General features: G+C 64.4%; 29 protein-coding genes. 18 read left to right on the top strand and 11 right to left on the bottom strand.

What is annotated here, in order from left to right; translation table 11 throughout:
- Window positions 1-22 precede the first annotated feature (22 nt).
- From GTP41_RS15520 to GTP41_RS15510, 3 genes are read left to right on the top strand one after another with little or no spacing between them, the layout of a single operon-like run.
- Window positions 23-1,213 (top strand): PilT/PilU family type 4a pilus ATPase, encoded by a 1,191-nt coding sequence (locus tag GTP41_RS15520; protein ID WP_161026481.1) that lies wholly within the window; start codon window positions 23-25, stop codon window positions 1,211-1,213.
- Window positions 1,210-1,692 carry an adenylyltransferase/cytidyltransferase family protein gene (locus tag GTP41_RS15515; protein ID WP_161026480.1) on the top strand — a complete coding sequence of 161 codons (483 nt, stop codon included), beginning with the start codon at window positions 1,210-1,212 and terminating at the stop codon, window positions 1,690-1,692. The genes GTP41_RS15520 and GTP41_RS15515 overlap by 4 nt, the downstream gene beginning before the upstream one ends.
- A 9-nt stretch (window positions 1,693-1,701) precedes the next feature.
- Window positions 1,702-1,956, top strand: a complete 255-nt coding sequence (locus GTP41_RS15510) for a hypothetical protein (RefSeq protein WP_161026479.1) — start codon at window positions 1,702-1,704, stop codon at window positions 1,954-1,956.
- On the opposite strand, the gene GTP41_RS15505 is transcribed toward GTP41_RS15510, so the two are convergent.
- The 4 genes from GTP41_RS15505 to GTP41_RS15490 all read right to left on the bottom strand — a co-directional run bounded on the left by GTP41_RS15505 (window position 1,953) and on the right by GTP41_RS15490 (window position 4,796).
- Window positions 1,953-2,411: a DUF421 domain-containing protein gene (locus GTP41_RS15505; RefSeq protein WP_161026478.1), complete on the bottom strand. Its 459-nt coding sequence runs from the start codon at window positions 2,409-2,411 to the stop codon at window positions 1,953-1,955. The genes GTP41_RS15510 and GTP41_RS15505 overlap by 4 nt on opposite strands.
- A gap of 64 nt (window positions 2,412-2,475) precedes the next feature.
- Window positions 2,476-3,489 (bottom strand): RpnC/YadD family protein, encoded by a 1,014-nt coding sequence (locus GTP41_RS15500; RefSeq protein WP_161026477.1) that lies wholly within the window; start codon window positions 3,487-3,489, stop codon window positions 2,476-2,478.
- Window positions 3,490-3,560: 71 nt separating this feature from the next.
- A complete protein-coding gene (gene trmL, locus GTP41_RS15495; protein WP_161026476.1) occupies window positions 3,561-4,031 on the bottom strand; it encodes a tRNA (uridine(34)/cytosine(34)/5-carboxymethylaminomethyluridine(34)-2'-O)-methyltransferase TrmL in 471 nt (156 codons plus the stop codon).
- A gap of 9 nt (window positions 4,032-4,040) precedes the next feature.
- Window positions 4,041-4,796, bottom strand: a complete 756-nt coding sequence (locus tag GTP41_RS15490; protein WP_161026475.1) for a ComF family protein — start codon at window positions 4,794-4,796, stop codon at window positions 4,041-4,043.
- A 60-nt stretch (window positions 4,797-4,856) separates the two neighbouring features.
- Here GTP41_RS15490 and GTP41_RS15485 point away from each other — a divergent pair, with 60 nt between their 5' ends.
- The 7 genes from GTP41_RS15485 to GTP41_RS15460 all read left to right on the top strand — a co-directional run bounded on the left by GTP41_RS15485 (window position 4,857) and on the right by GTP41_RS15460 (window position 10,697).
- Window positions 4,857-5,780 carry a methyltransferase domain-containing protein gene (locus GTP41_RS15485; protein ID WP_161026474.1) on the top strand — a complete coding sequence of 308 codons (924 nt, stop codon included), beginning with the start codon at window positions 4,857-4,859 and terminating at the stop codon, window positions 5,778-5,780.
- Between the two features lie 307 nt (window positions 5,781-6,087).
- Window positions 6,088-7,308: a cytochrome c oxidase subunit II gene (coxB, locus tag GTP41_RS15480; protein WP_161026473.1), complete on the top strand. Its 1,221-nt coding sequence runs from the start codon at window positions 6,088-6,090 to the stop codon at window positions 7,306-7,308.
- A gap of 13 nt (window positions 7,309-7,321) precedes the next feature.
- Entirely contained in the window at window positions 7,322-8,929 is a 1,608-nt protein-coding gene (gene ctaD / locus GTP41_RS15475) for a cytochrome c oxidase subunit I (protein WP_161026472.1), read from the top strand.
- Between the two features lie 44 nt (window positions 8,930-8,973).
- A complete protein-coding gene (locus GTP41_RS27415; protein ID WP_229502901.1) occupies window positions 8,974-9,084 on the top strand; it encodes a cytochrome oxidase small assembly protein in 111 nt (36 codons plus the stop codon).
- Between the two features lies 1 nt (window position 9,085).
- Window positions 9,086-9,622 carry a cytochrome c oxidase assembly protein gene (locus GTP41_RS15470; RefSeq protein ID WP_371867361.1) on the top strand — a complete coding sequence of 179 codons (537 nt, stop codon included), beginning with the start codon at window positions 9,086-9,088 and terminating at the stop codon, window positions 9,620-9,622.
- Window positions 9,619-9,804 (top strand): DUF2970 domain-containing protein, encoded by a 186-nt coding sequence (locus tag GTP41_RS15465; protein ID WP_371867360.1) that lies wholly within the window; start codon window positions 9,619-9,621, stop codon window positions 9,802-9,804. Before GTP41_RS15470 ends, GTP41_RS15465 begins: the two co-directional genes overlap by 4 nt.
- Before the next feature lie 29 nt (window positions 9,805-9,833).
- The gene (locus GTP41_RS15460; protein ID WP_161026471.1) at window positions 9,834-10,697 is read left to right on the top strand and encodes a cytochrome c oxidase subunit 3; all 864 of its coding nucleotides are present in this window, start codon (window positions 9,834-9,836) and stop codon (window positions 10,695-10,697) included.
- 108 nt (window positions 10,698-10,805) lie between these two features.
- On the opposite strand, the gene GTP41_RS15455 is transcribed toward GTP41_RS15460, so the two are convergent.
- Window positions 10,806-11,006 carry a DUF2909 domain-containing protein gene (locus tag GTP41_RS15455; RefSeq protein WP_161026470.1) on the bottom strand — a complete coding sequence of 67 codons (201 nt, stop codon included), beginning with the start codon at window positions 11,004-11,006 and terminating at the stop codon, window positions 10,806-10,808.
- A 40-nt stretch (window positions 11,007-11,046) separates the two neighbouring features.
- Here GTP41_RS15455 and GTP41_RS15450 point away from each other — a divergent pair, with 40 nt between their 5' ends.
- The 6 genes from GTP41_RS15450 to GTP41_RS15425 are packed head-to-tail and all read left to right on the top strand — an operon-like array spanning window position 11,047 to window position 16,068.
- A complete protein-coding gene (locus GTP41_RS15450; RefSeq protein ID WP_161026469.1) occupies window positions 11,047-11,781 on the top strand; it encodes an SURF1 family protein in 735 nt (244 codons plus the stop codon).
- A gap of 37 nt (window positions 11,782-11,818) precedes the next feature.
- Window positions 11,819-12,370: an SCO family protein gene (locus tag GTP41_RS15445; protein ID WP_202419759.1), complete on the top strand. Its 552-nt coding sequence runs from the start codon at window positions 11,819-11,821 to the stop codon at window positions 12,368-12,370.
- Window positions 12,371-12,379: 9 nt separating this feature from the next.
- Window positions 12,380-13,525, top strand: a complete 1,146-nt coding sequence (locus GTP41_RS15440; RefSeq protein WP_229502899.1) for a COX15/CtaA family protein — start codon at window positions 12,380-12,382, stop codon at window positions 13,523-13,525.
- 2 nt (window positions 13,526-13,527) lie between these two features.
- Window positions 13,528-14,403 carry a heme o synthase gene (gene cyoE, locus GTP41_RS15435; protein WP_161026467.1) on the top strand — a complete coding sequence of 292 codons (876 nt, stop codon included), beginning with the start codon at window positions 13,528-13,530 and terminating at the stop codon, window positions 14,401-14,403.
- 5 nt (window positions 14,404-14,408) lie between these two features.
- Window positions 14,409-14,987, top strand: coding sequence for an SCO family protein (locus tag GTP41_RS15430; protein ID WP_161026612.1), 579 nt, complete (start codon window positions 14,409-14,411; stop codon window positions 14,985-14,987).
- Window positions 14,988-15,024: 37 nt separating this feature from the next.
- Entirely contained in the window at window positions 15,025-16,068 is a 1,044-nt protein-coding gene (locus GTP41_RS15425; protein ID WP_161026466.1) for an AI-2E family transporter, read from the top strand.
- A 9-nt stretch (window positions 16,069-16,077) separates the two neighbouring features.
- Here GTP41_RS15425 and GTP41_RS15420 read toward each other — a convergent pair whose 3' ends face one another.
- The 3 genes from GTP41_RS15420 to GTP41_RS15410 are packed head-to-tail and all read right to left on the bottom strand — an operon-like array spanning window position 16,078 to window position 19,182.
- Window positions 16,078-16,893: a substrate-binding periplasmic protein gene (locus tag GTP41_RS15420; protein ID WP_161026465.1), complete on the bottom strand. Its 816-nt coding sequence runs from the start codon at window positions 16,891-16,893 to the stop codon at window positions 16,078-16,080.
- A complete protein-coding gene (locus GTP41_RS15415) occupies window positions 16,880-18,217 on the bottom strand; it encodes a hemolysin family protein (protein ID WP_161026464.1) in 1,338 nt (445 codons plus the stop codon). Before GTP41_RS15415 ends, GTP41_RS15420 begins: the two co-directional genes overlap by 14 nt.
- Window positions 18,218-18,252: 35 nt before the next feature.
- The gene (locus tag GTP41_RS15410; RefSeq protein ID WP_161026463.1) at window positions 18,253-19,182 is read right to left on the bottom strand and encodes a LysR family transcriptional regulator; all 930 of its coding nucleotides are present in this window, start codon (window positions 19,180-19,182) and stop codon (window positions 18,253-18,255) included.
- Between the two features lie 105 nt (window positions 19,183-19,287).
- On the opposite strand from GTP41_RS15410, the gene GTP41_RS15405 reads away from it, so the two are divergent.
- Together GTP41_RS15405 and GTP41_RS15400 are read left to right on the top strand one after the other, a co-directional pair.
- The gene (locus GTP41_RS15405) at window positions 19,288-20,325 is read left to right on the top strand and encodes a DUF475 domain-containing protein (protein WP_161026462.1); all 1,038 of its coding nucleotides are present in this window, start codon (window positions 19,288-19,290) and stop codon (window positions 20,323-20,325) included.
- Between the two features lie 6 nt (window positions 20,326-20,331).
- Complete coding sequence (locus GTP41_RS15400; protein ID WP_161026461.1) at window positions 20,332-21,030, top strand: TIGR00266 family protein; 699 nt, start codon at window positions 20,332-20,334, stop codon at window positions 21,028-21,030.
- Window positions 21,031-21,102: 72 nt separating this feature from the next.
- On the opposite strand, the gene GTP41_RS15395 is transcribed toward GTP41_RS15400, so the two are convergent.
- From GTP41_RS15395 to lepB, 3 genes are read right to left on the bottom strand one after another with little or no spacing between them, the layout of a single operon-like run.
- The gene (locus GTP41_RS15395) at window positions 21,103-23,436 is read right to left on the bottom strand and encodes a CPBP family intramembrane glutamic endopeptidase (RefSeq protein ID WP_161026460.1); all 2,334 of its coding nucleotides are present in this window, start codon (window positions 23,434-23,436) and stop codon (window positions 21,103-21,105) included.
- On the bottom strand, window positions 23,433-24,167 hold the full coding sequence (locus tag GTP41_RS15390; protein WP_161026459.1) for an ABC transporter ATP-binding protein: 735 nt from the start codon (window positions 24,165-24,167) through the stop codon (window positions 23,433-23,435). Before GTP41_RS15390 ends, GTP41_RS15395 begins: the two co-directional genes overlap by 4 nt.
- Complete coding sequence (gene lepB, locus GTP41_RS15385) at window positions 24,164-24,835, bottom strand: signal peptidase I (RefSeq protein WP_161026458.1); 672 nt, start codon at window positions 24,833-24,835, stop codon at window positions 24,164-24,166. The genes GTP41_RS15390 and lepB overlap by 4 nt, the downstream gene beginning before the upstream one ends.
- Window positions 24,836-24,864 lie beyond the last annotated feature (29 nt).

Here is a 24,864-nt window from a genome sequence, read left to right as displayed (position 1 = left end):
CAATCAACCCAACGAGGCGAATATGTCATCCACACTAGGCCACGAAGAAGCCCAGGCGTATATCCATAAATTATTGACGGCGATGCACCAGGTCGGCGGTTCGGACTTGTTCATTTCGGCGGACTTCCCGCCCAGCATCAAATCCCAGGGTGCCATGCGGGCCCTCAGCCAGCAGCGCCTGACGCCGGACGTCACGCGCGCCCTGGCCTATGCCATCATGAACGAGAAGCAGCGGCGCGAGTTCGAGACTGAACTGGAATGCAATTTCGCCATTTCGCTGCCCAATGTGTGCCGTTTCCGCGTCAATGTCTTTGTGCAGCAGCAGGCGGTGGGCATGGTGATCCGTACCATTGCCTCGGAAATCCCGAATTTCCAGAAGCTGGATTTGCCGGATGTGCTGAAGGACGTGGTGATGACCAAGCGCGGCCTGGTGCTGGTGGTGGGCGGCACCGGTTCCGGCAAATCGACCACGCTGGCGGCCATGATCGATTACCGCAACCAGAATTCGGCCGGCCACATCATCACGGTGGAAGATCCGGTGGAGTATGTGCACAAGAATAAGAACTGCCTGATCACCCACCGCGAAGTGGGCGTGGACACCCTGTCCTGGCACCATGCGCTGAAAAACACCCTGCGCCAGGCGCCGGACGTGATCCTGATCGGCGAGATCCGCGATACGGAAACCATGGAGCACGCGATCGCCTTTGCCGAAACCGGCCATTTGTGCCTGGGCACCCTGCACGCGAACAATGCGAACCAGACCATGGACCGCATCATCAACTTCTTCCCGGAAGAGCGCCGCAACCAGCTGCTGATGGACTTGTCGTCCAACCTGCGCGCCATCGTGTCGCAGCGCCTGATCCGCACCGAGGATGGCAACGGGCGCAAGGCCGCGATTGAGATCCTGCTCAACACCCCGACCATCGCCGAGATGATCTTCAAGGGCAATTTCCACACCATCAAGGAAATCATGGCCAAGTCGCGCGAACTGGGCATGTGCACCTTCGACCAGGCCTTGTTCGAACTCTATAATAAGGGCTATATCGGCTACGAAGAGGCCTTGCGCAATGCCGATTCGACCAATGGCCTGCGCCTGCAGATCAAGCTGCACGGCAACCGTCCGCCGCCGGACGCCAGCGAGGCGGCGGCGCCGGTCAAATCGGGCGGCCTGAGCATGCAACTGGATGAAGAAGAGGAAGAAGACGGTCAATGATCGATTTTGAGAAGAAGATGTGTACGCGCGCCGAATTGGCGGCGCGCGTGGCGGCCCTGCCGAAACCGGTGGTGATGACCAATGGCGTGTTCGATATCCTGCACCGTGGCCACGTGACTTACCTGGCGCAGGCGCGCTCGCTGGGCGCCTCGCTGGTGGTGGCGGCCAATACCGATGCGTCGGTGAAGCGCCTGGGCAAGGGCGACGACCGCCCTTTGAACAATTGCGAGGACCGCATGGCGCTGCTGGCGGCGCTGGAATCGGTCAGCCTGGTGGTCCCGTTCGACGAGGACACGGCGCTGGAGGCGGTGCTGCAGGCGCGGCCGGAAATCTATGCCAAGGGCGGCGACTACGATATGACCGCGATTCCGGAAGGGCAGGCGGTGCTGGCCTACGGCGGCAAGGCGGTGGCCATCGATTTCGAGCACGACCGCTCGACCACCAAGCTGCTGGCCAAGGTGCGCATGTTTGGACAATAGGAGGCCGTCATGGCTTTTGGTGTGCTGCTGACCGATGAGGGCGTGGCGGAGCTGGGCGCCGTGCTCAAGGACTACTTGACTGATGGGCCATCCGGCAAGTATTTGCCGTGCAAGGAGGCAAATCCGGACCGCAGCTTCTTCCACCTCATCGCCGAGATGCGCAACGCGGACGGCGTTGCGGCGGAGCTGGAACTGTATGTCCCCAACCGCTACATCAAGCTGGTGATGTCGGGACTGGAGCGCAAGCACATCGGCTTTCTTTAATGCTGCAGGATGGTGATCTTGCCATCCGCTTCCAGGAAGGCGTATTTCATTTTCTCGCGCGGGCAGTCGGCTTCGCGCAGAGATTGTTCGAGTTCGCTTTCGGCGATGTGGTTGCGGCGCAGGGCGTCCATGAAGATCCTGCCGTCGCGGCCGAGCAGCACGGCAGTGCCCTCCACCAGGCTGGCGGCCTTGCGGCTGCGCGCCGTGATGGAGGCGATGCCGACGTTCAGCGCGACCAGGGTCAGCGCCACGATCAGGCCGCCCGCCAGCGATTCGTCGCCGCCGGTCAGGCCGGGTGAAACCGATTCACTAAGCAGCATCACCACCAGCAGGTCGAACGGCGTGAACTGGCCGATGGTGCGCTTGCCACTCAGGCGCACCATGACCAGCAGCGCCGCATAGGTGGCTGCGCCGCGCACGATATATTCCCACCAGGGCAGGTTGAGGTCGAACATGAACGCCTCCTTCCTGCCCGGTTATACGGTATTCCAGGCGTGCGCGCCCACACGCTACCTTGGGTCAATCCAACAGCTCGTCAATCGAGTTGGCTTGCCAAAAGCGCTCGAGCCAGCGCTGTAATTCTTCCGGTCTGGCTGAGTGGAGTCGTGCGGCGGCGCCTGCCGGCAGCATACCGAAGCGTTTTTGTGCCAAGTCAATTAGCATCAGCCGCTGGGCTTCCACACGGCCTTCTGCGCGGCCTTCTTCCCGGCCTTCTTCGCGGCCGGTTCGGAAGCTGTACGCAGTTGTGCGCTCAAGTATGCGACGAACGTGGTCGTGATGGAGTCGCTGTATGAGTGTCAACATATGTGTTCCTTTCATGTTTCTGATGTGTTCGCGATACTTTGCATCCAGTTTTGGCTGCAAAGGCATGATCCGGTCGAGCAGTTCGAGCATTTTCGCCAGGCGGGTTTCCGGCCAGCGAAAGTCGCACAGGATGCGGGTCAGCCTGCATTTGGCAGCGAGCCGCTCGAATGGTTCCCCTTTCGTTTGCATTATTTCGAGGTGGGCGGCAGCGAATAGTGCGAAGCCGTTGCCGGATTGCAGTAGCGCGGGAAGGGCGGGCTTCAGGTCGAGCAGCTTGACGGTGGCGAAGCTCAGGGTCAATTCGCAGCCGCCGAAGCCGTATTCGAAGTCGCACGGCCGCCACGTGGCCGATCCGTCTCCCAGGATTGCCAGGCTGATGACGGGAATCTTGTGCCGGGCGTAGAGGAGTGAGTGGTAAATGAACATGCGCTGGGCGAAATGCTCATCATGCTGGCATTGGACTTCGACATGCAGGCAGACGGCGTGCCCGTCGCGGGTAAAACACTGGTAGACGCGGTCGGCGTGGCAGGCGTTGCTGGTGGGGATGGTTCCGTCGCTCGGCTGGTGCAGTTCGCTGTCGAGGATGGTGAACGGGCGCGACAAATCCAACACTGCGGCCAGGGCGGGGAAGCAGGTGAGGATGCACTCCCCGATCAATTGGTCGAGCGCGCACTTCCAGGCGCTGTCGAGCTGGTCGGGGGCGTGGCTAGGAGCGGGGGAGTGGGCCATGCGCGTTGGAGCGCTGGCCGGGTGCCGGGTTCCGCGCCGGGCAGGGGCGGGGTTTGTGCTAGATCAAACTTTTACGCGCCGCCGGCGTAACCATGCTGGCGCCAGGCTTCAAACACCACCACGGCCACGGTATTGGACAGGTTGAGGCTGCGGTTGCCCGGCATCATCGGCAGGCGGATGCGCTGCTGCGTCGGGAAGGATTCGCGGAACGCGGGCGCCAGGCCGCGCGTTTCGCTGCCGAACACAAACACGTCGCCCGGCTGGAAAGCCAGTTCGGCGAACGGACGCGAGCCATGCGTGGTCATGGCAAACATGCGGCTGGTGTCCGGTTGCACGGCGGCCAGGAAGGCGGCCCAATCCTTGTGCACTTTCATTTCGGCGTATTCGTGGTAATCCAGCCCGGCGCGCCGCATCTTGGCGTCGTCCAGCGGAAAGCCGAGCGGCTCGATCAAGTGCAGCTGGGCGCCCGTGTTGGCGCACAGGCGGATCACGTTGCCCGTGTTGGGAGGGATTTCCGGGTTGACCAGCACTACATGAAACAAATTCTTCTCCTAATTAATAGTCGGCGGCGTGCGGGCGAACACATAGTTGGTCACCCGCGCAGCGCCGTGGCGCTTCAGCGTCGCGGCCAGTTCCTGCAGGGTCTGGCCGCTGCTCATGACATCGTCCACCAGGCCGATATGCCGGCCTTCCACCAGCGCCCGGTCGGGGATGGCGAAGGCGTGCGCGATATTGGCGTGGCGCGCGCCTTGCGGTGTGCTGCTTTGCGCGCGGGTGTCGCGCACCCGCACGGCCAGGCCGGTATGGAGCGCGATGCCAAGCTGCTTGCCAAGCGGGCGGGCGATCTCCAGCGACTGGTTATAGCCGCGCTCGGACAGGCGCTGCAGGCCCAGTGGCACTGGGCAGAGCAGGGCGGGGCGGCTGGCCCCGCTGTGCTGCACGGCGTCGGCCAGCAGGGTCGCGAACAGGCGCGCCAGCGCGAGCTGACCGGCGAATTTTAACTGAAGGACCAGGCGGTCCACCGGAAGCGCGTAGGCGGCAGCCGCGATGGTGGCGTCGAAGGCGGGCCGATCGGCCAGGCAGCGGCCGCACGCCAGCGTGGCGCCGGTGTCGCCCGCCGGCGGCGCGGCGGGTTGGTGGGCGGGGAGCGGCAGCGGATTGGCGCAGATCGGGCAGCGCGGCAGCCGGTCGCTGAAGAACTGGGCGCGGCAGCCGGGGCAGAGCAGGGACGCGCCGCTGGCGCTGCACAGCACGCAATTACAAGGCAGCAGGGCGGCCAGCAGGCCGCCGGCAAATGCAGAAGCCATCGCAAATTCCCGCGAGCGAGTAAACTGCTCGGATTATCCCACCCCAACACGCTATTAAATATGCAAGTCCCAGCAAAACCGCCGAAATTGAGCGCTCCCATTGACCTGGATCTAGTCCGTCAGCTGTTTGCCGACCCGGCCCGCGTGGCCGAGGCCGATTTCCTGCGGCGCGAGATCGCCAGCCGCATGCACGAGCGCCTGCAACTGGTAAAAGTGAACCCGCTGCGCGTGCTCGATGCCGGTTGCGGCACCGGCCCCGATTTGCCGGTCTTGCAAAAAAGCTATCCCGCCGCCCAGGTCCTGGGCGTGGACACCTCGCCCGCCATGATCGCCGCCGCGCGCGGCCAGGCCGCCAAGTCCGGCCTGAGCCAGCTGATTGGCAAACTGCTACCAGCAAAATCCGGCATTGACTACCTGTGCGCCGATATGGCCGACCTGCCGCTGGCGCGCCACAATGTGGACCTGGTCTGGTCTAACCTGGCCCTGCACTGGCACCCGCAGCCGGACCGCGTGTTCGCGGAATGGCACCGGGTGCTGAAGGTGGGCGGCTTGCTGATGTTCTCCTGCTTCGGCCCGGATACGCTGCAGGAGCTGCGCGCCGCCTTCGCCGAGGTCGACCTGGCGCCGCATACGCTGCCCTTCGTCGACATGCACGATTTCGGCGACCAGCTGGTGGAAGCCGGCTTTGCCGAGCCGGTGATGGATATGGAAAAGATCACGGTCACCTACGACCACGCCGACAAGCTGCTGGCCGACGCGCGCGCCCTGGGCGGCAACCCGCTGCAGTCGCGCCGCAAGGGTCTGCTGGGCAAAGACGCCTACGCGCGCCTGAAAGCCGGACTGGAGAAACAGCGCCGGGCCGACGGCAAGCTGGCGCTCACGTTTGAAGTGATCTACGGCCATGCCTTCCGGCCGGCGCCGCGGGTGACCAGCAGCGGGGAAGCGATCATTCGTTTTGATTTGCCACGGAAGCCTAAAAATTAGGCAAAAAACAGTGGAAATACAGTGGTTTACCACACCTCGGGGGTACTTTCCCTTGATGTAGGACATGTTCACTGATTATAATCATTGACTAATTTTGCCAGTATTTTGCCCAGACGAACGCATCCAGGCGCTCCCGGGCCGGCAACATAGCTACCGCTGATGTTAGGTCGTCGGCAGCGATTACAAGGTTCCAGCACAGTCGTTTCATGAATTTTTTCGTGAGGCACAGGCTCGGAACCTTTAGGTGTTTAGCGTGCGACGGGGACGAAGCACACCAATTTATTTTTTTTGGGTGGTTGGGGAAAACATGAAACTTGCGAAACGACTTCAATCGTTGATGCTCGGCTTGGCCGTCACCGCCGCGAACGCGGCGTGGGCTGGTCCCGCGGCAACAGCGGCTGTTGATTACAAGACCGCGACCGGCGGCACCGGCGGTCCGATGGTGAACCAGTTGAACCTGCAGGCGCCTGCAACGCAGATCGCGGCTGATATCTACAGCCTGCACACACTGATGATGGTCATCATCATGGTGATCTTCGTTGCCGTGTTCGGCGTGATGTTCTACTCCATCTTCAAACACCGCAAGTCGCTCGGCCACAAGGCCGCCACCTTCCATGAATCCACCGCCGTCGAGATCGCCTGGACCGTCGTCCCGTTCCTGATCGTGATCGGCATGGCGCTGCCAGCGACCAAGACCGTCGTGGCCATGAAGGACACCTCGAACGCCGACATCACCATCAAAGCCACCGGCATGCAGTGGAAATGGGGCTATGACTACCTGAAGGGCGAAGGCGAAGGCATCTCCTTCCTCTCCAATCTGTCGACCCCGCGCTCCCAAGTGGGCCAGCCGGGCGAAGCGCCAACCGAGCAGCGCGGCGAAAACTACCTGATGGAAGTGGACAACGAAGTCGTGGTCCCGGTCGGCAAGAAAATCCGTATCGTCACCACCGCCAACGACGTGATCCACGCCTGGATGATCCCGGCCTTCGGCGTCAAGCAGGATGCGATCCCGGGCTTCGTGCGCGACACCTGGTTCAAGGCGGAATACACCGGCACCTTCCGCGGCAACTGCGCCGAGCTGTGCGGTAAAGAGCACGCCTTCATGCCGATCGTGGTGCGCGTGGTGACCGCTGAAGAGTACACCGCCTGGGTCAATGGCAAGAAGAAGGAAATGGCTGCCCTGGCAGACGATCCGAACAAGACCTGGACCATCGATGAACTGAAGACCAAGGGCGAGAAAGTCTATACCGCCAACTGCGCCGTCTGCCACCAGGCCAACGGCAAGGGTGTGCCGAACGCCTTCGCGGCCCTGGACGGCTCGGCCATCGTGACCGGCCCGAAAGCGGAACAGATCAAGGTGCTGCTGCACGGCCAGAAGACTGGCAAGTTCCCATCCGAAATGCCGGCATGGAAGCAACTGTCCGACACCGATATCGCGGCTGTGATCACCTACACCCGCAACACCTGGTCGAACAAGCCAGCGGAAAACATCGTCCAGCCAGCCGAAGTTGTGGCTGCACGCAAGTAATTAGGAGCTTTAGATGAGCACTCACGATCACGCACACGATCACGCCCACGGCGGCCACGCCCACGACGATCACGCTCACGACCACCCACACGGCCTGAGCCGTTGGCTGTTCGCGACCAACCACAAGGACATCGGTACCCTGTACATGTGGTTCTCGTTCATCATGCTGCTGTCCGGCGGCGTGCTGGCACTGATGATCCGTACCGAACTGTTCAAACCAGGCCTGCAGTTCTTCCAGCCTGAGTTCTTCAACCAGCTGACCACCATGCACGGCCTGGTGATGGTGTTCGGCGCGATCATGCCGGCCTTCGTCGGCTTCGCCAACTGGATGATCCCGCTGCAGATCGGCGCCTCCGACATGGCGTTCGCGCGCATGAACAACTTCTCGTTCTGGCTGCTGCCGCCAGCGGCGATCCTGCTGGCCGGCTCGTTCTTCGTGCCGGGCGGCGCCACCGCCGCCGGCTGGACCCTGTACGCTCCGCTGTCGACCCAGATGGGTATCGGCATGGACATGGGTATCTTCGCCATGCACATCATGGGCGCGTCGTCCATCATGGGTTCCATCAACATCATCGTCACCATCCTGAACATGCGCGCGCCTGGCATGACCCTGATGAAGATGCCGATGTTCTGCTGGACCTGGCTGATCACCGCCTACCTGCTGATCGCTGTGATGCCGGTGCTGGCAGGCGCCATTACCATGACCCTGACCGACCGTCACTTCGGCACCTCCTTCTTCAACGCCGCCGGCGGCGGTGACCCGGTCATGTACCAGCACATCTTCTGGTTCTTCGGTCACCCAGAGGTCTACATCATGATTCTGCCGGCCTTCGGCATCGTGTCGCAGATCATCCCGGCCTTCTCGCGCAAGCAGCTGTTCGGCTACGCGTCGATGGTGTACGCCACCGCGTCCATCGCGATCCTGTCGTTCATCGTCTGGGCCCACCACATGTTCACCACCGGCATGCCGGTGACCTCGCAGCTGTTCTTCATGTACGCCACCATGCTGATCTCCGTGCCGACCGGCGTGAAGGTCTTCAACTGGATCGCGACCATGTGGAAAGGCTCGATGACCTTTGAAACCCCGATGCTGTTCTCGGTCGGCTTCATCTTCGTGTTCACCATGGGCGGCTTCACCGGCCTGATGCTGGCGGTGACCCCGGTCGACATCCAGCTGCAAGATACCTACTACGTGGTGGCGCACTTCCACTACGTGCTGGTGGCAGGCTCCCTGTTCGCGCTGTTCGCCGGCTTCTACTACTGGGCGCCGAAGTGGACCGGCCACATGGTCAACGAGACCATGGGCAAGGCGCACTTCTGGCTGTCGCTGATCACCTTCAATATCACCTTCTTCCCAATGCACTTCCTGGGCCTGGCCGGTATGCCGCGTCGTTACGCCGACTACCAGGCGCAGTTCACGGACTTCAACTCGATCGCCACCATCGGCGCCTTCGGTTTCGGTCTGTCGCAGGCGTTCTTCCTGTTCGCGGTGGTGCTGCCGACCATCCGTGGCGGCAAGAAAGCGGAAGCCAAGCCTTGGGAAGGCGCGGAAGGCCTGGAGTGGACCGTGCCGTCGCCGGCGCCGTTCCACACCTTCGAAACCCCGCCGACCGTCAAGTAAACCGTTTTAGGGGGCGGCTGATCCCGCCCCCAGGGAAGCAGCAAATGTCTGATCCGAAGAAACCGAACAACATGCGCCTGGCCCTGATCCTGGGGTCGGTGGCACTGGTGTTCTTCGCGGCAGTGATCGCGAAACGCTGGATCCTTGGGGCCTGAAGTGAGCACCGGGGATTCCAACCGCAAGATGCTGGGCAAGCTGCTGGTGATCGCGGTGATGATGTTCGGCTTCGGTTATGCGCTGATTCCGGTCTACAAGCACTTGTGCGAGGTGCTCGGCATTAACGTGCTGACGCAGCGCGACGGCGAAGCCGACCCGGAGAACACCCAGGTCGACAAAACCCGCAGCATTACCGTGGAGCTGGACAGCAACGTGCAGGGCACGCTGCGTTTCCGCCCCACCCAGAACAGCATTACCGTGCATCCGGGTGAAATGGTGACCGTGGTGTACGAGGTGGTGAATAGCTTGCCGCGCCTGGTGAAAGCCCAGGCCATCCCGAGCTATACCCCGCAAAGCGTCACGCCGCATTTCAGGAAAGTGGAGTGCTTCTGCTTCAAGGAGCAGACCCTGAAGGCGAACGAGGCGCGGCAAATGCCGGTCATGTTCTACATCGATCCGGCGGTGCCAAAGGAGATCAAGGTAATGACGATGTCTTACACCTTCTTCGAAATCGGTGGAATGGATAAGAAATCGTGAAGTCGTTCCTGTATTCGATGAAAGCAGTGCTGTGGTCGTTTGTCGGCCTGCGCCGCAAAGGCGATTTTGACCAGGATGAGCAGAAGCTGAGCATCTTCCACGTCATCCTCGCCGCCTTGCTGGGCGCGGCCCTGTTTATCGGCCTGCTGGTATCGATCGTCAAATTGGTAGTTCCAAAGTAAAATTTGCAAGAATAATTGGGGAGAACAAGATGAGCTCTAACAACGCCGCGGCACCGTACTACTTTGTGCCTGGTCCTTCCAAATGGCCGATGTTCGCAGGCATTTCCCTGCTGGTCACCATGACCGGCGCCTCCGCCTGGGTCAACGATGCCTCCTGGGGCATGGCGGTTTGCCTGGTCGGTATCGCCATGACCCTGGCCGTGCTGTACAGCTGGTTCGGCGACGCCATCGCCGAGTCGGAAAAAGGCCTGTACTCGCACCGTATCGACCTGTCCTACCGCTGGTCGATGGGCTGGTTTATTTTCTCGGAAGTGATGTTCTTCGGCGCCTTCTTCGGCGCCCTGTACTATGCCCGTTCCATCACCTTCCCGTGGCTGGCCGACCTCGACCACAAGCTGATCTGGCCGGACTTCAGCGGCGTCTGGACCAATGGTGTCGGCCCGGCCGGCACGGTGGAATCCTACACCCCGGTCGAGGCGTTCGGCATCCCGACCCTGAACACCGCGCTGCTGCTGGCCTCGGGCATGACCCTGACCATCTCGCACCACGCGCTGCAAGCGGCCAACCGCGCCAAAGCCATCACCTGGCTGGCGGTGACCGTGCTGCTGGGTGCCACCTTCATGGGCTTCCAGGCCTATGAGTACATGCACGCGTACAGCGACCTGAACCTGAAACTGACCTCGGGCATCTACGGTTCGACCTTCTACCTGCTGACCGGCTTCCACGGCTTCCACGTGACCATGGGCGCGATCATGCTGGCCGTTGTGCTGTACCGCCTGATCCGCGGCGACATGAGCGCCGAACACCACTTCGCCTTCGAAGGCGCGGCCTGGTACTGGCACTTTGTCGACGTGGTCTGGCTCGGCCTGTACGTCGTCGTCTACTGGATGTAAGACGCAGGTATAATTTAGCCGCATTAAAAAGCCGCATCGGCCAGAACGCGTCCTAGGTCGCGCTCTGTGCGGATGCGGCTTTTTGCATTTGGCGCGGACCCGGTCCGTTCAGCGGATGCCGGTCGGCTTGATGTAGCCCAGCTTGGCCAGCACCAGGATGGTGAGGAACAGGAAGATCGAGAAGCCAACGCGCAGCGCGAAAGCGCGCACCATCTTCGGGTTGGCCGATTTGCTGCGCATCATGCTGATGAAGGCCGAAGCCAGGCTGCCGATGATCAGCACGAAGGCGATGGCGACGAAGTATTTCATGGCAATTAAGTAGGAACTAAGGAAGATAAGGTCTCATTGTATGGCATTCCGCTTTCGGCTGATCCCCTTCCTGGCGACCGTGGTCCTGGTCGCCATTGGCGTTGCCGCCGGACGCTGGCAGGACGGCCGCGCGGCGCAGAAGCTGGCGCTGGAAGCGCGCCTGGCGGCCGGCAATGCGGCGGCGCCGCTGGCGCTGGGCGCGGCGCCGGTGGCGGCGGCCGAGGTTGAATTCCGCCGCGTGCGCCTGCAGGGCGAGTGGGTGGCCGGCTGGCCGCTCTACCTGGACAACCGCCCGCACGCGGGGCGCCCGGGCTTTTACCTGTTGATGCCTTTGCGCCTGGCCGGCAGCGAGATGCACGTGCTGGTGGCGCGCGGCTGGCTGCCGCGCGACATGGCCGACCGCAGCAAGCTGCCGGCGTATGCCACGCCGGCCGGGCCGGTGACGGTGGAGGGCATCGCGCGCCTGGCGCCGGGCCAGGTCATGCAGCTGGGCCAGGCGGCGCCGCTGGCGCCGGGCGCCATCGTGCAGAATGCCGACGCGGCGGCGTTCGCGGCAGCGACCGGATGGCGTTTCCAGCCGCTGGTGGTGGAGCAGGCGACGCCGGACGCGGCGGCCGGCGCGGGCGCGCCAGCGGAAGTGCTGCAGCGCGACTGGCCGGCGCCGGCGCTGGGCGTGGACAAGCATAAGGGTTATGCCTTCCAGTGGTATGCGCTGGCGGCAATGGCAGTTCTATTCTTTGTATTCACTGGGTTGAGGAAAAGTGCAAAACACTAATCAAGTCGAGAAGCAGCGCCGCCGTGGGCGCTGGAGCATGTTCGCGGTGCTGCTGGTGTGCGCGGCGCCGATCATCGCCTCCTACGTCACCTACCACTTCATCAAGCCGGAAGGGCGCACCAACTACGGCGACCTGCTCGACCCGCGCCAGCACCCGATCCCGGCCATGGCCAGCACCACGCTGGACGGCCAGCCGCAGAAGCTGGAAGATTTCAAGGGCAAGTGGATCATGGTCAAAGTCGGCGGCTCGGCCTGCGCCCAGGACTGCCAGGACATGCTGTTCAAGATGCGCCAGCTGCGCACCATGCAGGGCAAGGAGGCCGACCGCATCGAGCGCGTCTGGCTGATCACCGACAACGAGCCGCTGGAAACCTTCATGCTGCGCGTGAACGACGGCACCCGCTTCCTGCGCGCGCCGGCCGAGGCGGTGGGCAAGTGGCTGCCGCTGGCGCCGGGCGGCAGGGTGGAGGAGCATATCTACCTGATCGACCCGCTGGGCAACCTGATGATGCGCTTCCCGAAAGACGCCGACCCGTCCAAAGTGAAGAAGGACATGTACAAGCTGCTCAAGGCTTCGGCCATCGGCTAAGGCGGCGCAATGGACCACAACTCCCTCGCCCACATGGCAATCACGGCGCTGCTGGTGGCGGCGCTGCCGCTGTCCATCGTCTGGATTTCGCGCGACACGAACAAATACCGCAAGCTGGTCTGGATCTCGGTCTTCCTCACCTTCGACCTGATCGTGTTCGGCGCCTTTACGCGCCTGACCGACTCGGGCCTGGGCTGCCCGGACTGGCCGGGCTGCTACGGCGAAGCCAACCCCTTCATCGCGCACGAGCAGATCCGCGCCGCCGAAAGCTTGCTGCCAACCGGCCCCGTCACCATGGTGAAAGCCTGGATCGAAATGATCCACCGCTACCTGGCCATGGGCATCGGCGTGCTGATCGTGGCCATGATGGGCGTGGCCTGGTGGCGCTGGGCCGGCCGCCGCGGCAGCGGTGCCCCGTTCGCGCCGGCCGCGCGCGGCGTGGCGGCGCCGGGCTTTTCCACTTTCCTGTTCTTCTTCGTCTGCCTGCAGGGCGCTTTCGGCGCCTGGACCGTGACCCAGAAGCTGCAGCCGATCTTCGTCACCGGCCACCTGGTGCTGGGCATGTCGCTATTGGCCTTGCTGGCCTGGTTTGGCGGCCGCCTGGACCAGCTGCACGCGCCGCTGCCGCGCGCCGCCGGTTCCGAATCGGCGCGCCTGGGGCGCATCCGCCTGCTGGCGGCCTTGTCCGGCCTGGTGCTGCTGGTGCAGCTGGCGCTGGGCGCCTGGGTCAGCTCGAACTACGCCACCCTGGCCTGCATGGAATTCCCGCAATGCGGCGGCGCCTGGGTGCCGGAGATGGATTTCGAGCACGGCTTCCACCTGTGGCGCGACCTGGGCAAGACGGCCGCCGGCCACTACCTGCCATTCTCCGCCCTGACCGCGATCCACTGGGTGCACCGCAACTTCGCTGCCGTGGTGCTGCTGGTGCTGGGCCTGACCGCCTGGCAAGCGTGGCGCGTGGGCGGCCTGGCCAGCCATGCGCGCTGGCTGGCGGCCCTGCTTGCGCTGCAGGCGCTGAGCGGCGTGGCGACCATTTATTTCAACTTCCCGCTGGCCATCGCGGTGGTCCACAACGCGGGGGCGGCAGCCCTGGTGCTGGTGCTGACCATGATAAACTACCGGGCCAAGTACCTCGCTGCCCCCGCATACCAATAACAATGAAATCCTCCACCTCCCGCATGGCCCAGTATTGGGCGCTGACCAAGCCGCGCGTGACGCAGCTGGCCGTGTTCTGCGCCGTGATCGGCATGTTCCTGGCGACCGACGGCCTGCCCGACTGGCGCGTGGTGATCGCCGCCACCGCCGGTATCTGGCTCTTGTCCGGCGCCGCCTTTGCCGTCAACTGCCTGGCCGAACGCGAGATCGACGCGCGCATGGCGCGCACCGCGCGCCGCCCGATGGCGATGGGCGATATCGGCGTCAAACAGACCGTGGTGTTCTCGCTGGTGATCGGCGGCGCCGGCATGTGGATCCTGCACGAGCTGGTGAACCCGTTGACCGCCTGGCTGACCCTGGTGACTTTCGTCGGCTACGCCGTGATCTACACCATGATCCTGAAGCCGGCCACGCCGCAGAACATCGTGATCGGCGGCCTGTCCGGCGCCATGCCGCCGGCCCTGGGCTGGGCGGCCGTCGCCAACGACGTGCCGATGCAGGCCTGGCTGCTGGTGCTGATCATCTTCGTCTGGACCCCGCCGCACTTCTGGGCCCTGGCCATGTACCGCAAGGCCGACTATGAGCGCTCCGGCCTGCCGATGCTGCCGGTGACGCACGGCATGGGCTTCACCGCCTTCCATATCTGGCTGTACTCGATCATCCTGGCCGCCACCACCTTGCTGCCCTTCGCGGTAAAGATGAGCGGCCTGATTTACCTGGCCAGCGCCGTGGTGCTGAACGCGGTCTTCCTGTATTACGGCTGGCGCATCTACAAGCACTACAGCGATATCGTGGCGCGCAAGGCCTTCACCTGGTCCATCATCTACCTGTCGCTGCTGTTCGCGGCGCTGCTGGTCGACCACTACTTCAAGTTCTGACCATGATGAAAAAACTGTTTGCGGCGCTGTTCATGCTGGCGGCCCTGGCGGGCTGCGGCGAGCAGCAGCTCAAGTTCGAAAACACCGACCTGACCGGCCTTGGCTACGGCAAGGGCTTCGCGCTGAACGACCACAGCGGCAAGCCGGTCACGCTGGAGACCTACAAGGGCAAGGTGGTGGTGCTGTTCTTCGGCTTCACCCACTGCCCGGACGTCTGCCCGACCACCATGGCAGAAATGTCGGCGGTGATGAAGGAGCTGGGCCCGGATGCGGACAAGGTGCAGGTGCTGTTCGCCACCCTCGACCCTGAGCGCGACACCAAGGAGCTGCTGGCGCAGTACGTGCCCGGATTCGATCCGCGCTTTGTCGGCCTGGTCGGCACGCCGGAACAGGTCGCCGCCACCGCCAAGGAGTTCAAGGTGTTCTACCAGAAGGTGCCGGGCAAGACCGAGGGCAGCTATGTCATCGACCACACGGCCGGCAGCTATGTGTTCGACAAGAGCGGCAAGATCCGCCTGTTCCTGCGCCACGGCGGCGGTACCGCGCCCATCGTGCATGACCTGAAACTGTTGCTGGCTTCTTAAGGTCACACTAAGCTGAAATTTTGTTAAGCTGTGGGGCATGGAAAAACGATTTCAGCCCTATAGCCGGCTGGCAGCCATTGTCTTCCTCGTCATCGGCTGCCTCTACGTCCTGCGCCCCTTCCTGGCCGGCATCCTGTTTGCCGCCGCCATCGCCATTTCCTCCTGGCCGCTTTACCAACGCTTGCTGTCCCGCCTGAAAAACCGCCACACGCTGGCGGCCGCCGTGATGACGATATCGCTCATCATGCTGATCCTGCTGCCGCTGTCGCTGGTGACCTGGAATATCGCCGACAGCGTGACCCACTTCTACCATGGCGCGCGGGATGCGCTCGATTCCGGCCACCTTGAGCCGCCGGCCTGGCTGCGCGAGCTGCCGCTGCTGGGGGAGTCGGTCGACGCCTACCTGCGCCAGATCATGAGCAGCAAGGAAGAACTGGTGGCGCTGGCCAAGCGCTATATGGAGCCGGTGCGCGATATCCTGCTGAACAGCGGCATTGTGCTGGGCTCGGGCGTGGCGCAGGTCAGCCTGGCCGCTTTTGTCGCCTTCTTCCTGTACCGCGACGGGCACAATATCGTGGCGGCACTGGAAACGGGCATGCACAAGATCATGGGCGAACATGCGGTGGAGGTGGCGGAAACCGTGAGCCGCACGGTCACCGGCGTCATGTACGGCATGCTGGGCACGGCGCTGGCGCAGGCCGGGGTGGCGGCGATCGGCTTCCTGATCGCCGGCGTGCCGGCCGTGGCGCTGCTGTCGGTGGCGACCTTCATCTTCTCGCTGGTGCCGGTGGGGCCACCGCTGATCTGGGGCGGGGCCTCGATCTGGCTGTTTTCGCACGGTGCGACCGGCTGGGGCATCTTCATGCTGGTGTACGGCATGGTGATCATCAGCGGGGTCGATAACGTGGTCAAGCCAATGCTGATCTCGCGCGGATCGAGCCTGCCGTTCGCCCTGGTGCTGCTGGGCGTGATGGGCGGCGTGCTGGCCTTCGGCTTCGTCGGCCTGTTCATCGGTCCGACCTTGCTGGCGGTGGCCCTGGGCCTGCTGCGCAACTGGACGGAAGTGAAACCGCTGGCCTGACGGCCCGGCTTAGCGCGCCAGCATCACCTGGGCGCGCTCGTGGCTGACGTGGCGCTCCATGATGGCCTTGATGGTGCCGTCCTCGCGCATGGCGCGCAAGGCTTGCTCCAGCTTGGCGGCGTGCGCCTCGGCGACCAGGCGCGAAATCACCAGCGCGCCCACCACATTCTCGCGCGGTACCAGGTCCAGCACGCGGAAGCGGCCGGCCAGCGCCGTGTCGCGCTGCAGCGCGTCGATATTGCTGCTGAGCTGCAGGATGGCCTGCACCCGGCCATACTGGAACAGGCGCACCAGGGTGGCATAGTCGGGCGCCTCGTGGACGCGGCCTTGCTTGCGCAGGCGCTCCAGCCAGGCGTCGTAGGCGGCGCCATGCTTGAAGCCTTTGATCACGGCCACTTTCAGCTCGGGCTGGGCGGCGATCTGCTCCAGCGTGGCGGCGCCGCGCGCGGCGTCGTTGCGCAGCAGGAGCATATTGCGCGCCTGCAGGTAGGGCGTGAAGCGCGCAAAGCCCTCGCGTTCCGCGGTCGGGATGCCGGACATGGTCATGTCCAGCGTGCCTTCTTTCAACATGGTCCAGATGCGGATGCGCGAATCGCGCGTCATGCGCAGCTCGCAGCCGGTGCGGCGCGCCAGCTCGTCGACGATATCCTTGTCGATGCCGGCCCATTGCTCGCCCTGGCGGTAGTACAGGGCGCCATGCTCGTACATGGCCACCGTCAGCGGGCCGCAGGGCGCGGCCGCAGCGCGCCCCATGCCCGCGCTGCAAGCAAGGCCAAGGGCGGTGGCGGCAAGGGCGCGGCGCAGCGGCATATCAGTCCTGTTCATCCGATTCCAGCGGCAGGTGGCGCGGGATGACCTTGACCAGCAGGATGCGCGGGCCGTTCATCTTCTTCACCACCAGGTCGAAGGCGTCGAACTCGACGCGCTGGCCCTGTTTCGGGATGTCGCCCAGCTTGAGCATGATCAGGCCGCCCACCGACTCCACTTCTTCAAGGCCCATTTCCTCGTTCTCGATATCGACCCCCAGGGTGCGCTCGAGCGAGAAGATGGGCAGGCTGGCCTTGCCGACCAGGGAGCCATCGGGCTGCTTCAGCCAGTCGTTCTCATTGAGGCGGAATTCGTCGTGGATTTCGCCCACCATGGCGCCCAGCAGGTTGTCCAGGGTCAGGAAGCCGACCGGGCGCTTGCCCTTTTCGCCGATCAGGGCGAAGTGCGGCGCGCCGTCCTTGAAGCGGCGGAACAGCTCCAGCGCCGGGGTGCGGGCCGAGATGGTTTCCACCGGGCGCAGGAAGCCGGACAGGTTCTTGATGTCCTTGCGCGACTGCAGCGCGAAGAACAGGTCCTTCAGGTGCACCACGCCCAGCACGCTGTCGCCTTGCTCGTCGAAGTAGGGGTAGCGGCTGAAGCGGTTGCGCACCACGGTGTCGAGGTTGTCGTCGATGGAGCGGTCGGCGTGCAGCGCGATCACTTCATTGATCGGGCGCATCAGGTCGGCCACGCGCAGCTGCGAGAAGTCGAGCGAGTTGGCCAGCACATTGCGCTCATCCTTGTTGAAGGCTTCCCCCGGCTGGCTGGTGCGCAGGATCATCTTCAGTTCCTCGGTGGAGTAGTGCGATTCGTGCCCGCCCGCTTCGCCCAGGCCGGCCAGGCGCAGCACCCCGTTGGCGCTCTGGTTCAGCAGCCAGATGGCCGGGTACATGGCCCAGTAGAAGGCGTACAGCGGGAGCGCGCACCACAGCGCGACGGCTTCCGGAATGCGGATGGCGAGCGATTTCGGCGCCAGCTCGCCCACCACGATGTGCAGGAAGGAGATGGTGACGAAGGCGAAAACAAAGGAAATGCCGTGCACGATCTCGGGCGCGCTAATGCCGAGCAACGTCAGGAGCGGCTCCAGCAGGCCGGCAAAAGCGGGCTCGCCGACCCAGCCCAGGCCGAGCGAGGCGAGCGTGATGCCCAGTTGGCAGGCGGACAGGTAGGCGTCGAGTTGGCCGTGGACCTTGGCCAGGATGCGGCCGCGCAGGCCCTGGGTCTTGGCGATGGCGCGCACGCGGGTGCGGCGCAGGGTGACGATGCTGAATTCTGCGGCGACGTAAAAGCCGTTCAATGCTACGAGGAAGAGTGCAAAAATGACCAGTAAAAGGTTGTCCATAGGCGCCGCAGGGCGGGGAGTCGAAAGCCTCTATCTTAGCCGACGCGGCTGCCCTTCCGGATATTTTTGGAGATTTCCTTCGGGAAATCCCGCAGCATCAGCTCCACCACCGGATGGCTGATGCGGCGTTCGCTGGAGATGGCGTAAAACTGTTCGCGCAGCTCCGGCGCCGGGCCCACCGGCAGGGCGCTGAATTGCTCCAGCATGTCGTCCGCCAGCGCGGCCGGCGCGAAAAACATGCCCATGCCGCTGCGGCCGAAGGTGTTGAGCATGGCGCTGTCCTCGAATTCGCCCACCACGTCGGGCCGCACGCCGTGCTCCAGCAGCCAGGCGTCGATGCGTCCGCGCAGCGCCGTATTGCGCGTCGGCAGCAGCAGCGGCGCCCCGTGCAGGCCGGCCGGGAAGTCCTTGCCGTACTGGCGCGCCAGGGCGCGCACGCCGAATAGCTGCATCTCGCTTTCCCCCAGCAGGTGGCTGAACACGCGCAGCGAGGCGTTGCCGCGCACCGGGCGGTCGGTCAGCACCACATCAAGTTTGTGCAGGGCCAGTTCGGCCAGCAGGGCATCGAACTCGCCCTCGGTGCAGACCAGGCGCACCGGCGTGTCGGGCGGCAGCGCGGCCTGCAGGTAGTGCGCCCCGATCAGCTTGGGCATGGAGTCGGAGATGCCGACCGCCAGCCGCACCTTGCCGGCGTCGACTTCCTGCAAGGCTTCCTGCAGGCGGTCGCCGAGCTGGAAGATTTGCTCGGCGTAGGTGAGGGCGACGCGCCCGGCCTCGGTCGGCACCAGGCGGCGCCCCTGCTGGGTCAGCAGGGATTTGCCGATGTGCTGCTCCAGCGAGGCGATTTGCGTGCTGACGGTCTGGATCGCCAGGCCCAGGCGCTCGGCCGCGCGCGTGACGCTGCCCTCGGCGGCCACCGTGCGGAAGAAGTAGAGGTGGCGGAAATTCAGGCCGCTGGTCTTCATGGTTCGGTTTTTTCGAAGTAATGTTTCGATTATCTTCTATTTTTAAAAGATCGTGCTAGCCTTAGACTTGTCCGGTTATTCAATATATAAAAAAGGGGAAAACCTATGAAGCACTTCAGAATATCCTTCCTGGTCTCTTTCATCTGCCTGGCGGTCGCCGGCTGGTGGGGCTACCAGCATACCGGCTGGAGCGGCATGTTCGCGGCCCTGTGGATCGCCTTCATCCTGAGCGTGATGGAAGTATCGCTCTCGTTTGACAATGCGGTGGTCAATGCCTCCGTCCTGAAAACCTGGGACGAGTTCTGGCAAAAGCTGTTCCTCGGCGTCGGCATCATCATCGCGGTGTTCGGCATGCGCCTGGTGTTCCCGCTGGTGATCGTGGCGGTGGCCGCCGACCTCAGCATCCCGGACGTGTGGACGCTGGCGATCAACGACCCGAAACAGTTCTCGACCCACCTGACCAACCACCACGCGGAAGTGGCGGCCTTTGGCGGCATGTTCCTGCTGATGGTGTTCCTGAACTTCATCTTCGACCATGAGAAGCAGATGCACTGGCTGGGCAACGTCGAGCGCAAGCTGGGCGCGCTGGGCAAGGTGTCCTCGATTGCGATCATGATTTCCATGGGCGTGCTGCTGGGCGCACTGGGCATCGTTGACGAGTCGCAGAAATTCATCGTGCTGGTGGCCGGCATGTGGGGCTTGCTGATCTACGTCGGTGTCGATGCGCTGTCGACCTGGCTGGAGAAGGAAGAAGAAGGCGGCGTCAACGCCGGCGAGATGGTCAAGCGCGGCGGTATCGGCGGCTTCCTCTACCTGGAAGTGCTGGACGCCTCGTTCTCCTTCGACGGCGTGATCGGCGCGTTCGCGATCACCAGCGACGTCGTGATCATCATGCTGGGCCTGGCGATCGGCGCGATGTTCGTGCGTTCGATGACGGTCTACCTGGTGCACAAAGGCACGCTGGAAGAATACGTCTACCTGGAGCACGGCGCGCACTACGCGATCGGCATCCTGGCAGTGATTATGCTGGCGAGCATGAAGTTCCATATTCCGGAAGTGATTACCGGCCTGATTGGCGTGGCGTTCATCGTGGCATCGCTGTGGTCCTCGATCCGTCACAAGAAACTTGAACTGAAAGCCTGAGGAAACATGACGACATTTACCGTAACCGGGGATATCGACCCCTTCCTGCAAGTCTCGATGCAACGCGGCGAGCGCATTTTCTGCGAATCGAACGCGATGGTGATGATGGACTCCACGCTCGAGCTGAAAGGCAAGATGCGCGGCGGCCTGGGCGGCGCGCTGATGCGCTCCCTGGCCAACGGCGAGTCCTTCTTCCAGCAGAACATCGAAGCGACCGGCGGCGACGGTAACTGCCTGCTCTCGCCCAACCTGCCGGGCGCCATGCGCGTGCTGGAGCTGGGCGAGCAGCAGTACATGATCAGCGACGGCGCTTTCGTCGCGGCGAGCGACGGCATCGATTTGAAAGTGCGCACGCAGAACGTGGGCAATGCGCTGTTCGGCCAGAGCGGCGGCTTCTTCATCACCGAATCGTCGGGCCGCGGGCAGCTGGTGGTGTCGGGCTTTGGCGCCCTGCATGAAGTGCAGGTGGAGCCGGGCAAGGAAGTCGTGATCGACAACGCCCACGTGGTGGCCTGGGACAGCGCGCTGCGCTACGACCTGGCGGTGGCGACCCGCTCCAGCGGTGGTTTGCTGGGCAACCTGGTCAACTCCGTCACCAGCGGCGAAGGCATGGTGCTGCGCTTCTCCGGGCGCGGCAAGGTGCTGATCTGCTCGCGCAACCGTGAAGCCTTCGTGGCCTGGATGATGTCGCGCCAGGCAAACTGATCGAATTTAACTGTTTAACGCCCCCATGGCGTTCTTCCTTGCGGTGGCCCTGGAAACAAGGCCACCGTTTTTTTATTGCAGCACCAGCATGCCCGCGTTGTACAGCGCGTGCGCCAGCATCGGCGCCAGCAGGGACTTGCCGCGCTCCGCCGCGTAAGCGGCGCACAGGCCCAGCGCGAACACCGGCAGCATTGCCAGCGGCGGATGGATGACCGCGAACAGGGCGGCGCTGGCGGCCATGGCGGGCAGCAGCGGCAACGAGCGGCGCAGGCCGCCGAACACCTGGCCGCGGAAAATGAACTCCTCGAAGAGCGGCGCGGCCAGCACGGCCAGCGGCGCCAGCCAGGCCAGTGCTGCCGGCGGCGGCGCGGCGGGCGCCATCCCGGCATGGCGCAGGAACGCCAGCCACAGCGCCCCGGCAGCCAGTGCCGGCAAGGCCATCAGCACACCCCAGCCCAGCGCAGCGCGCCATGCCGCGTGCCAGGGGCCGTGCCACAGGCGCGGCACGCCGCTGGTGCCGCTGCGCCAGTATAGCAGGCGCGCCAGCCCGTAGACCATGGCGCCGGCGGCGGCGAAGGCGAACGTCACCGTCTGCAGCGAGAGCGGCTTGCCGGCCAGGTGCAGCCCGCCGGCAATCAGCAGCTGCAGCAGGAAGAACGCAATGGCGGCCATGATGCCGTCCGACGCCGAGACGCGCGGCGGCGGCGCGGCGCTCGGGTCGAGCAGGTAGGGCAGGGCGTCGCGTGCACGCTGCCACAGCGACAGCGCCAGTGCCGCGAGCAGCACGGTGGCGGCCAGCCGCACGTGCCATTCGCGGCTGTTCAGCGCATAGGTGTAGAGCGAGGACAGGATCAGGTAGGCGTAGGCGAAGCTGGGGCGCACGCGTGCGTGCATGTCCTGCGCCAGCGGGTCACAGGCCCACACGCCCAGCGCCACGGCGATGGTGGCGAAGATCGGTATGCCGGCCAGCACCAGCACCAGCTGCGACAGCAGCGCGCCGTCGGCCGGCACGCCGAACCACAGGCCCATGCCGAACACCGCCAGCGGGTAGACCAGGGCCAGCACCGACCAAAGCTGCGCCTTTTGGGCCAGCACGCTGCCGATGCTGTGCGGGTAGGTGTAGAGCATCCACAGGGCGTGGCCTTCCGTGTTGATGGCCTGGAAGGCGGATAGCATCAGCACATAGGCGCCCAGGCCGAAGGCGACCGAGGACAGCAGGGCGGGGTTGCTGAGGAATTCGTCCATGTCCCGCACCTGGCCGTTCAGCACCAGCTGGCTGCCGAAAATGATGAGGGGGATGAGCAGGCTTTGCACCAGGAAGTTGCGGTCGCGGCTCAGCAGGCGCAGCTCGCGCCGTTGCAGCGCGGTGCCGATGGCGAAGCGCGCTGCCTTGGCGCTCGCGCGGCCGGCATCGCGTCCCGTCTCGCGCGCGCCGGTGGCCACCACGCCGTCGGCCAGCAGTCCTTGCAGCAGGCGCAGTCCAAGCCAGAGCAGCAGCGCGGTTTGCGCCGCCAGCAATGCGCCGAAGCCCAAGCCGCGCCAGGCTTCGCGCGCATTCAGGGCCTGCATCGCCAGGCCGGGCGGCGTCCACAGCGGCCAGGCCGGGAACTGGGCGGCCCAGTCCAGGGTCAAGGTGGCGGTCGGCATGGCGAGCGACATGGCCAGGTACATCAGCGGCATGCTGGCGACCGAGGCGATGGCCTGCAGGTTGCGCAGCTGCGACGGCGCCAGGCGCAGGCGCAAGCCGGTGTCGGCCACCGTGCGCAGCGTGGCGGCGCAGGCCAGCAGCGGCAGGGCGCAGGCCGCGCCAAGCGCGGGTGCGCTCCAGCGGTAGCCCGAGTGCCAGGCCACCGCCGTGCACATCGGCCAGAGCGCCAGGATGCCGGACGGGTTGGCCAGGGTGCGCTCCGCAATGCGCGCCAGCAGCAGCGTGCGGCGCGGCATGGGCAGGGTGACCAGCCATTCCAGGTCCCAGTCCGGCTGCGCCAGTTCCTTGCTGCCCAGCGGCAGCAGGAAGGCGATGGCGAACAGCAGGCAGGCCTGCATCACCACCGCCCGCATCAGCACCGGCTGGAAGGGCGCCGCCTGCAATTCCTTGCGCGCCACGCGCATGGTGGCGAGCGGCGCGGCGCCGCTTGGCGCGGCAGCGCACTGGCTGCCGGTCGGCAGGCGGCACTGCATGTTCAGCAAGGCCGTGCTGGCGGTATTCAGGAAGGCGAGCAGCATGAAGGCCGACAGCAGCGCGGCGACGATCCAGCGCACGCTTTTCTTGGCCGGCGTGGCCTGGCGGCTGGCGCCGAACCAGCCCTTGCGGAAGCGCAGGCCATGGGCGATGTTCAGCAGCCGCAGCATCCGCAGCCGTGCCAGCAGCCAGAATGCCCGGGGTGCGCTGGGCAGCTCCATCATGCCGCCAGGCTGTCTTCGTCGGTGAACTTGAGGAACAGCTCTTCCAGCGTGCTGTTGTCGCTGCTGGCGCCGCGCAACTCCGCCAGCGTGCCGGTGGCGACCACAGCGCCACGGTTAATAATGCCGACCCGGTTGCACATGCGCTGCGCCATGTCGAGCAGGTGGGTGGAAACAAAGATGGTCTTGCCGGCGGCGGCGCTGGCGATCAGGCGGTCCTGCACTTCGCGCGCGGCGCGCGGGTCGAGGCCGTTGATCGGCTCGTCGAGGATCAGCACCGCCGGGTCGTGCACCAGGGCGCACGCCAGGCCGAGCTTTTTCTTCATGCCCATCGAGTAGTTGACGGCGAATTCCTCGCTCACGTCCTGCAGCGCGAATTCGTGCAGCAGCTGCGCCGCGCGCGCTACTGCGTCCTGGCGCGGCATGCCGTGCATCTCCGCCACGAACTGCAGGATTTCGCGCCCGCGCAGGAAGTCGTAGAAGATGGGATTGTCGGGCAGGTAGCCGACGTGGCGTTTCACCTGGGCGGCATCGGCCTGGCAATCGAGGCCGTCCACCAGCACGCGGCCTGCGCTGGGCACCAGGATGCCCATCATCATGCGGATGGTGGTGGTCTTGCCTGCGCCATTTGGTCCAAGGAAGCCAAACACTTCGCCGCGCCCCACGTTCAGCGTGAGCGGCTGCACGGCGGGAAAGTCGCCGTAGTGCTTGGCCAGTCCCTGGAATTCGATCATGGCCGCAGGCTCATGCCGATACGCTCCGTGCGCGGCATCCAGTTGCTGGTGATATCGGCCGAGACCAGCACGCGTTCCGCGCGCCCGATCAGCAGCGCGCGCGGCACAAAGCCGATGAAGCGCGAATCGTGGCTGTTGTTGCGGTTATCGCCCAGCATCAGGTAGCTGCCTTGCGGTACCGTGACGGGGCCGAAGTTGCGGCTGGCGCGCACCTGCGGCAGCACCTGGATGCTGTAGCTGGCGCTGGCGTTCTGTTCGCGCAGTTGCAGCGCCTGCAGGTCGCCAACCTGGTCGATATGCTCGACGGCGTCGCCCAGCACGGCGTATTCGGATTCCTTGCCGTTGATGACCAGGCGCTCCTCGCGGATCTCGACCCGGTCGCCGGGCAGGGCGGCCACGCGCTTGATCAGGCGCGTGCGGTCCTTGGGCGAGAAGAAGGTGACCACGTCGCCGCGTTGCGGCTCGCCCAGGCGGCTGACGGAGATATCGGTCAGCGGCAGCTTCAGGTCATAGGCGACCCGGTTGACGAAGACCACGTCGCCTTCGAGCAGGTTGGGGTGCATGGAGGCCGAGGGAATCGGGTTCCAGTCGGCGATGGCGCTGCGGAATACGCCGAGCGTCAGCAGGAAGACAATGAAGCCCTTGTTCTGGCGGATGAGATTTTTCATGGCGGGAGTCTCCGGTCGGTTCAGGAAAC

It is taken from the genome of Pseudoduganella guangdongensis, assembly GCF_009857475.1.
In the GTDB taxonomy this organism is placed as follows: Bacteria; Pseudomonadota; Gammaproteobacteria; order Burkholderiales; family Burkholderiaceae_D; genus Rugamonas; species Rugamonas guangdongensis.
This window is presented reverse-complemented; position numbering and strand designations above follow the sequence as displayed.

What these genes read in the sequence shown, in the direction of transcription:
- GTP41_RS15405 (WP_161026462.1), top strand. Translation starts at nt 19,288, where the DNA reads ATGAAGCACTTCAGAATATCCTTCCTGGTCTCTTTCATCTGCCTGGCG.
- GTP41_RS15485 (WP_161026474.1), top strand. Translation starts at nt 4,857, where the DNA reads ATGCAAGTCCCAGCAAAACCGCCGAAATTGAGCGCTCCCATTGACCTG.
- GTP41_RS15425 (WP_161026466.1), top strand. Translation starts at nt 15,025, where the DNA reads ATGGAAAAACGATTTCAGCCCTATAGCCGGCTGGCAGCCATTGTCTTC.
- GTP41_RS15440 (WP_229502899.1), top strand. Translation starts at nt 12,380, where the DNA reads ATGGACCACAACTCCCTCGCCCACATGGCAATCACGGCGCTGCTGGTG.
- GTP41_RS15460 (WP_161026471.1), top strand. Translation starts at nt 9,834, where the DNA reads ATGAGCTCTAACAACGCCGCGGCACCGTACTACTTTGTGCCTGGTCCT.
- GTP41_RS15515 (WP_161026480.1), top strand. Translation starts at nt 1,210, where the DNA reads ATGATCGATTTTGAGAAGAAGATGTGTACGCGCGCCGAATTGGCGGCG.
- GTP41_RS15450 (WP_161026469.1), top strand. Translation starts at nt 11,047, where the DNA reads ATGGCATTCCGCTTTCGGCTGATCCCCTTCCTGGCGACCGTGGTCCTG.
- ctaD (WP_161026472.1), top strand. Translation starts at nt 7,322, where the DNA reads ATGAGCACTCACGATCACGCACACGATCACGCCCACGGCGGCCACGCC.
- GTP41_RS15490 (WP_161026475.1), bottom strand. Translation starts at nt 4,796, where the DNA reads ATGGCTTCTGCATTTGCCGGCGGCCTGCTGGCCGCCCTGCTGCCTTGT.
- coxB (WP_161026473.1), top strand. Translation starts at nt 6,088, where the DNA reads ATGAAACTTGCGAAACGACTTCAATCGTTGATGCTCGGCTTGGCCGTC.
- GTP41_RS15400 (WP_161026461.1), top strand. Translation starts at nt 20,332, where the DNA reads ATGACGACATTTACCGTAACCGGGGATATCGACCCCTTCCTGCAAGTC.
- GTP41_RS15390 (WP_161026459.1), bottom strand. Translation starts at nt 24,167, where the DNA reads ATGATCGAATTCCAGGGACTGGCCAAGCACTACGGCGACTTTCCCGCC.
- GTP41_RS15455 (WP_161026470.1), bottom strand. Translation starts at nt 11,006, where the DNA reads ATGAAATACTTCGTCGCCATCGCCTTCGTGCTGATCATCGGCAGCCTG.
- lepB (WP_161026458.1), bottom strand. Translation starts at nt 24,835, where the DNA reads ATGAAAAATCTCATCCGCCAGAACAAGGGCTTCATTGTCTTCCTGCTG.
- GTP41_RS15430 (WP_161026612.1), top strand. Translation starts at nt 14,409, where the DNA reads ATGAAAAAACTGTTTGCGGCGCTGTTCATGCTGGCGGCCCTGGCGGGC.
- GTP41_RS27415 (WP_229502901.1), top strand. Translation starts at nt 8,974, where the DNA reads ATGTCTGATCCGAAGAAACCGAACAACATGCGCCTGGCCCTGATCCTG.
- GTP41_RS15395 (WP_161026460.1), bottom strand. Translation starts at nt 23,436, where the DNA reads ATGATGGAGCTGCCCAGCGCACCCCGGGCATTCTGGCTGCTGGCACGG.
- GTP41_RS15500 (WP_161026477.1), bottom strand. Translation starts at nt 3,489, where the DNA reads ATGGCCCACTCCCCCGCTCCTAGCCACGCCCCCGACCAGCTCGACAGC.
- GTP41_RS15520 (WP_161026481.1), top strand. Translation starts at nt 23, where the DNA reads ATGTCATCCACACTAGGCCACGAAGAAGCCCAGGCGTATATCCATAAA.
- GTP41_RS15505 (WP_161026478.1), bottom strand. Translation starts at nt 2,411, where the DNA reads ATGTTCGACCTCAACCTGCCCTGGTGGGAATATATCGTGCGCGGCGCA.
- GTP41_RS15445 (WP_202419759.1), top strand. Translation starts at nt 11,819, where the DNA reads ATGTTCGCGGTGCTGCTGGTGTGCGCGGCGCCGATCATCGCCTCCTAC.
- GTP41_RS15510 (WP_161026479.1), top strand. Translation starts at nt 1,702, where the DNA reads ATGGCTTTTGGTGTGCTGCTGACCGATGAGGGCGTGGCGGAGCTGGGC.
- GTP41_RS15410 (WP_161026463.1), bottom strand. Translation starts at nt 19,182, where the DNA reads ATGAAGACCAGCGGCCTGAATTTCCGCCACCTCTACTTCTTCCGCACG.
- GTP41_RS15415 (WP_161026464.1), bottom strand. Translation starts at nt 18,217, where the DNA reads ATGGACAACCTTTTACTGGTCATTTTTGCACTCTTCCTCGTAGCATTG.
- GTP41_RS15420 (WP_161026465.1), bottom strand. Translation starts at nt 16,893, where the DNA reads ATGAACAGGACTGATATGCCGCTGCGCCGCGCCCTTGCCGCCACCGCC.
- cyoE (WP_161026467.1), top strand. Translation starts at nt 13,528, where the DNA reads ATGAAATCCTCCACCTCCCGCATGGCCCAGTATTGGGCGCTGACCAAG.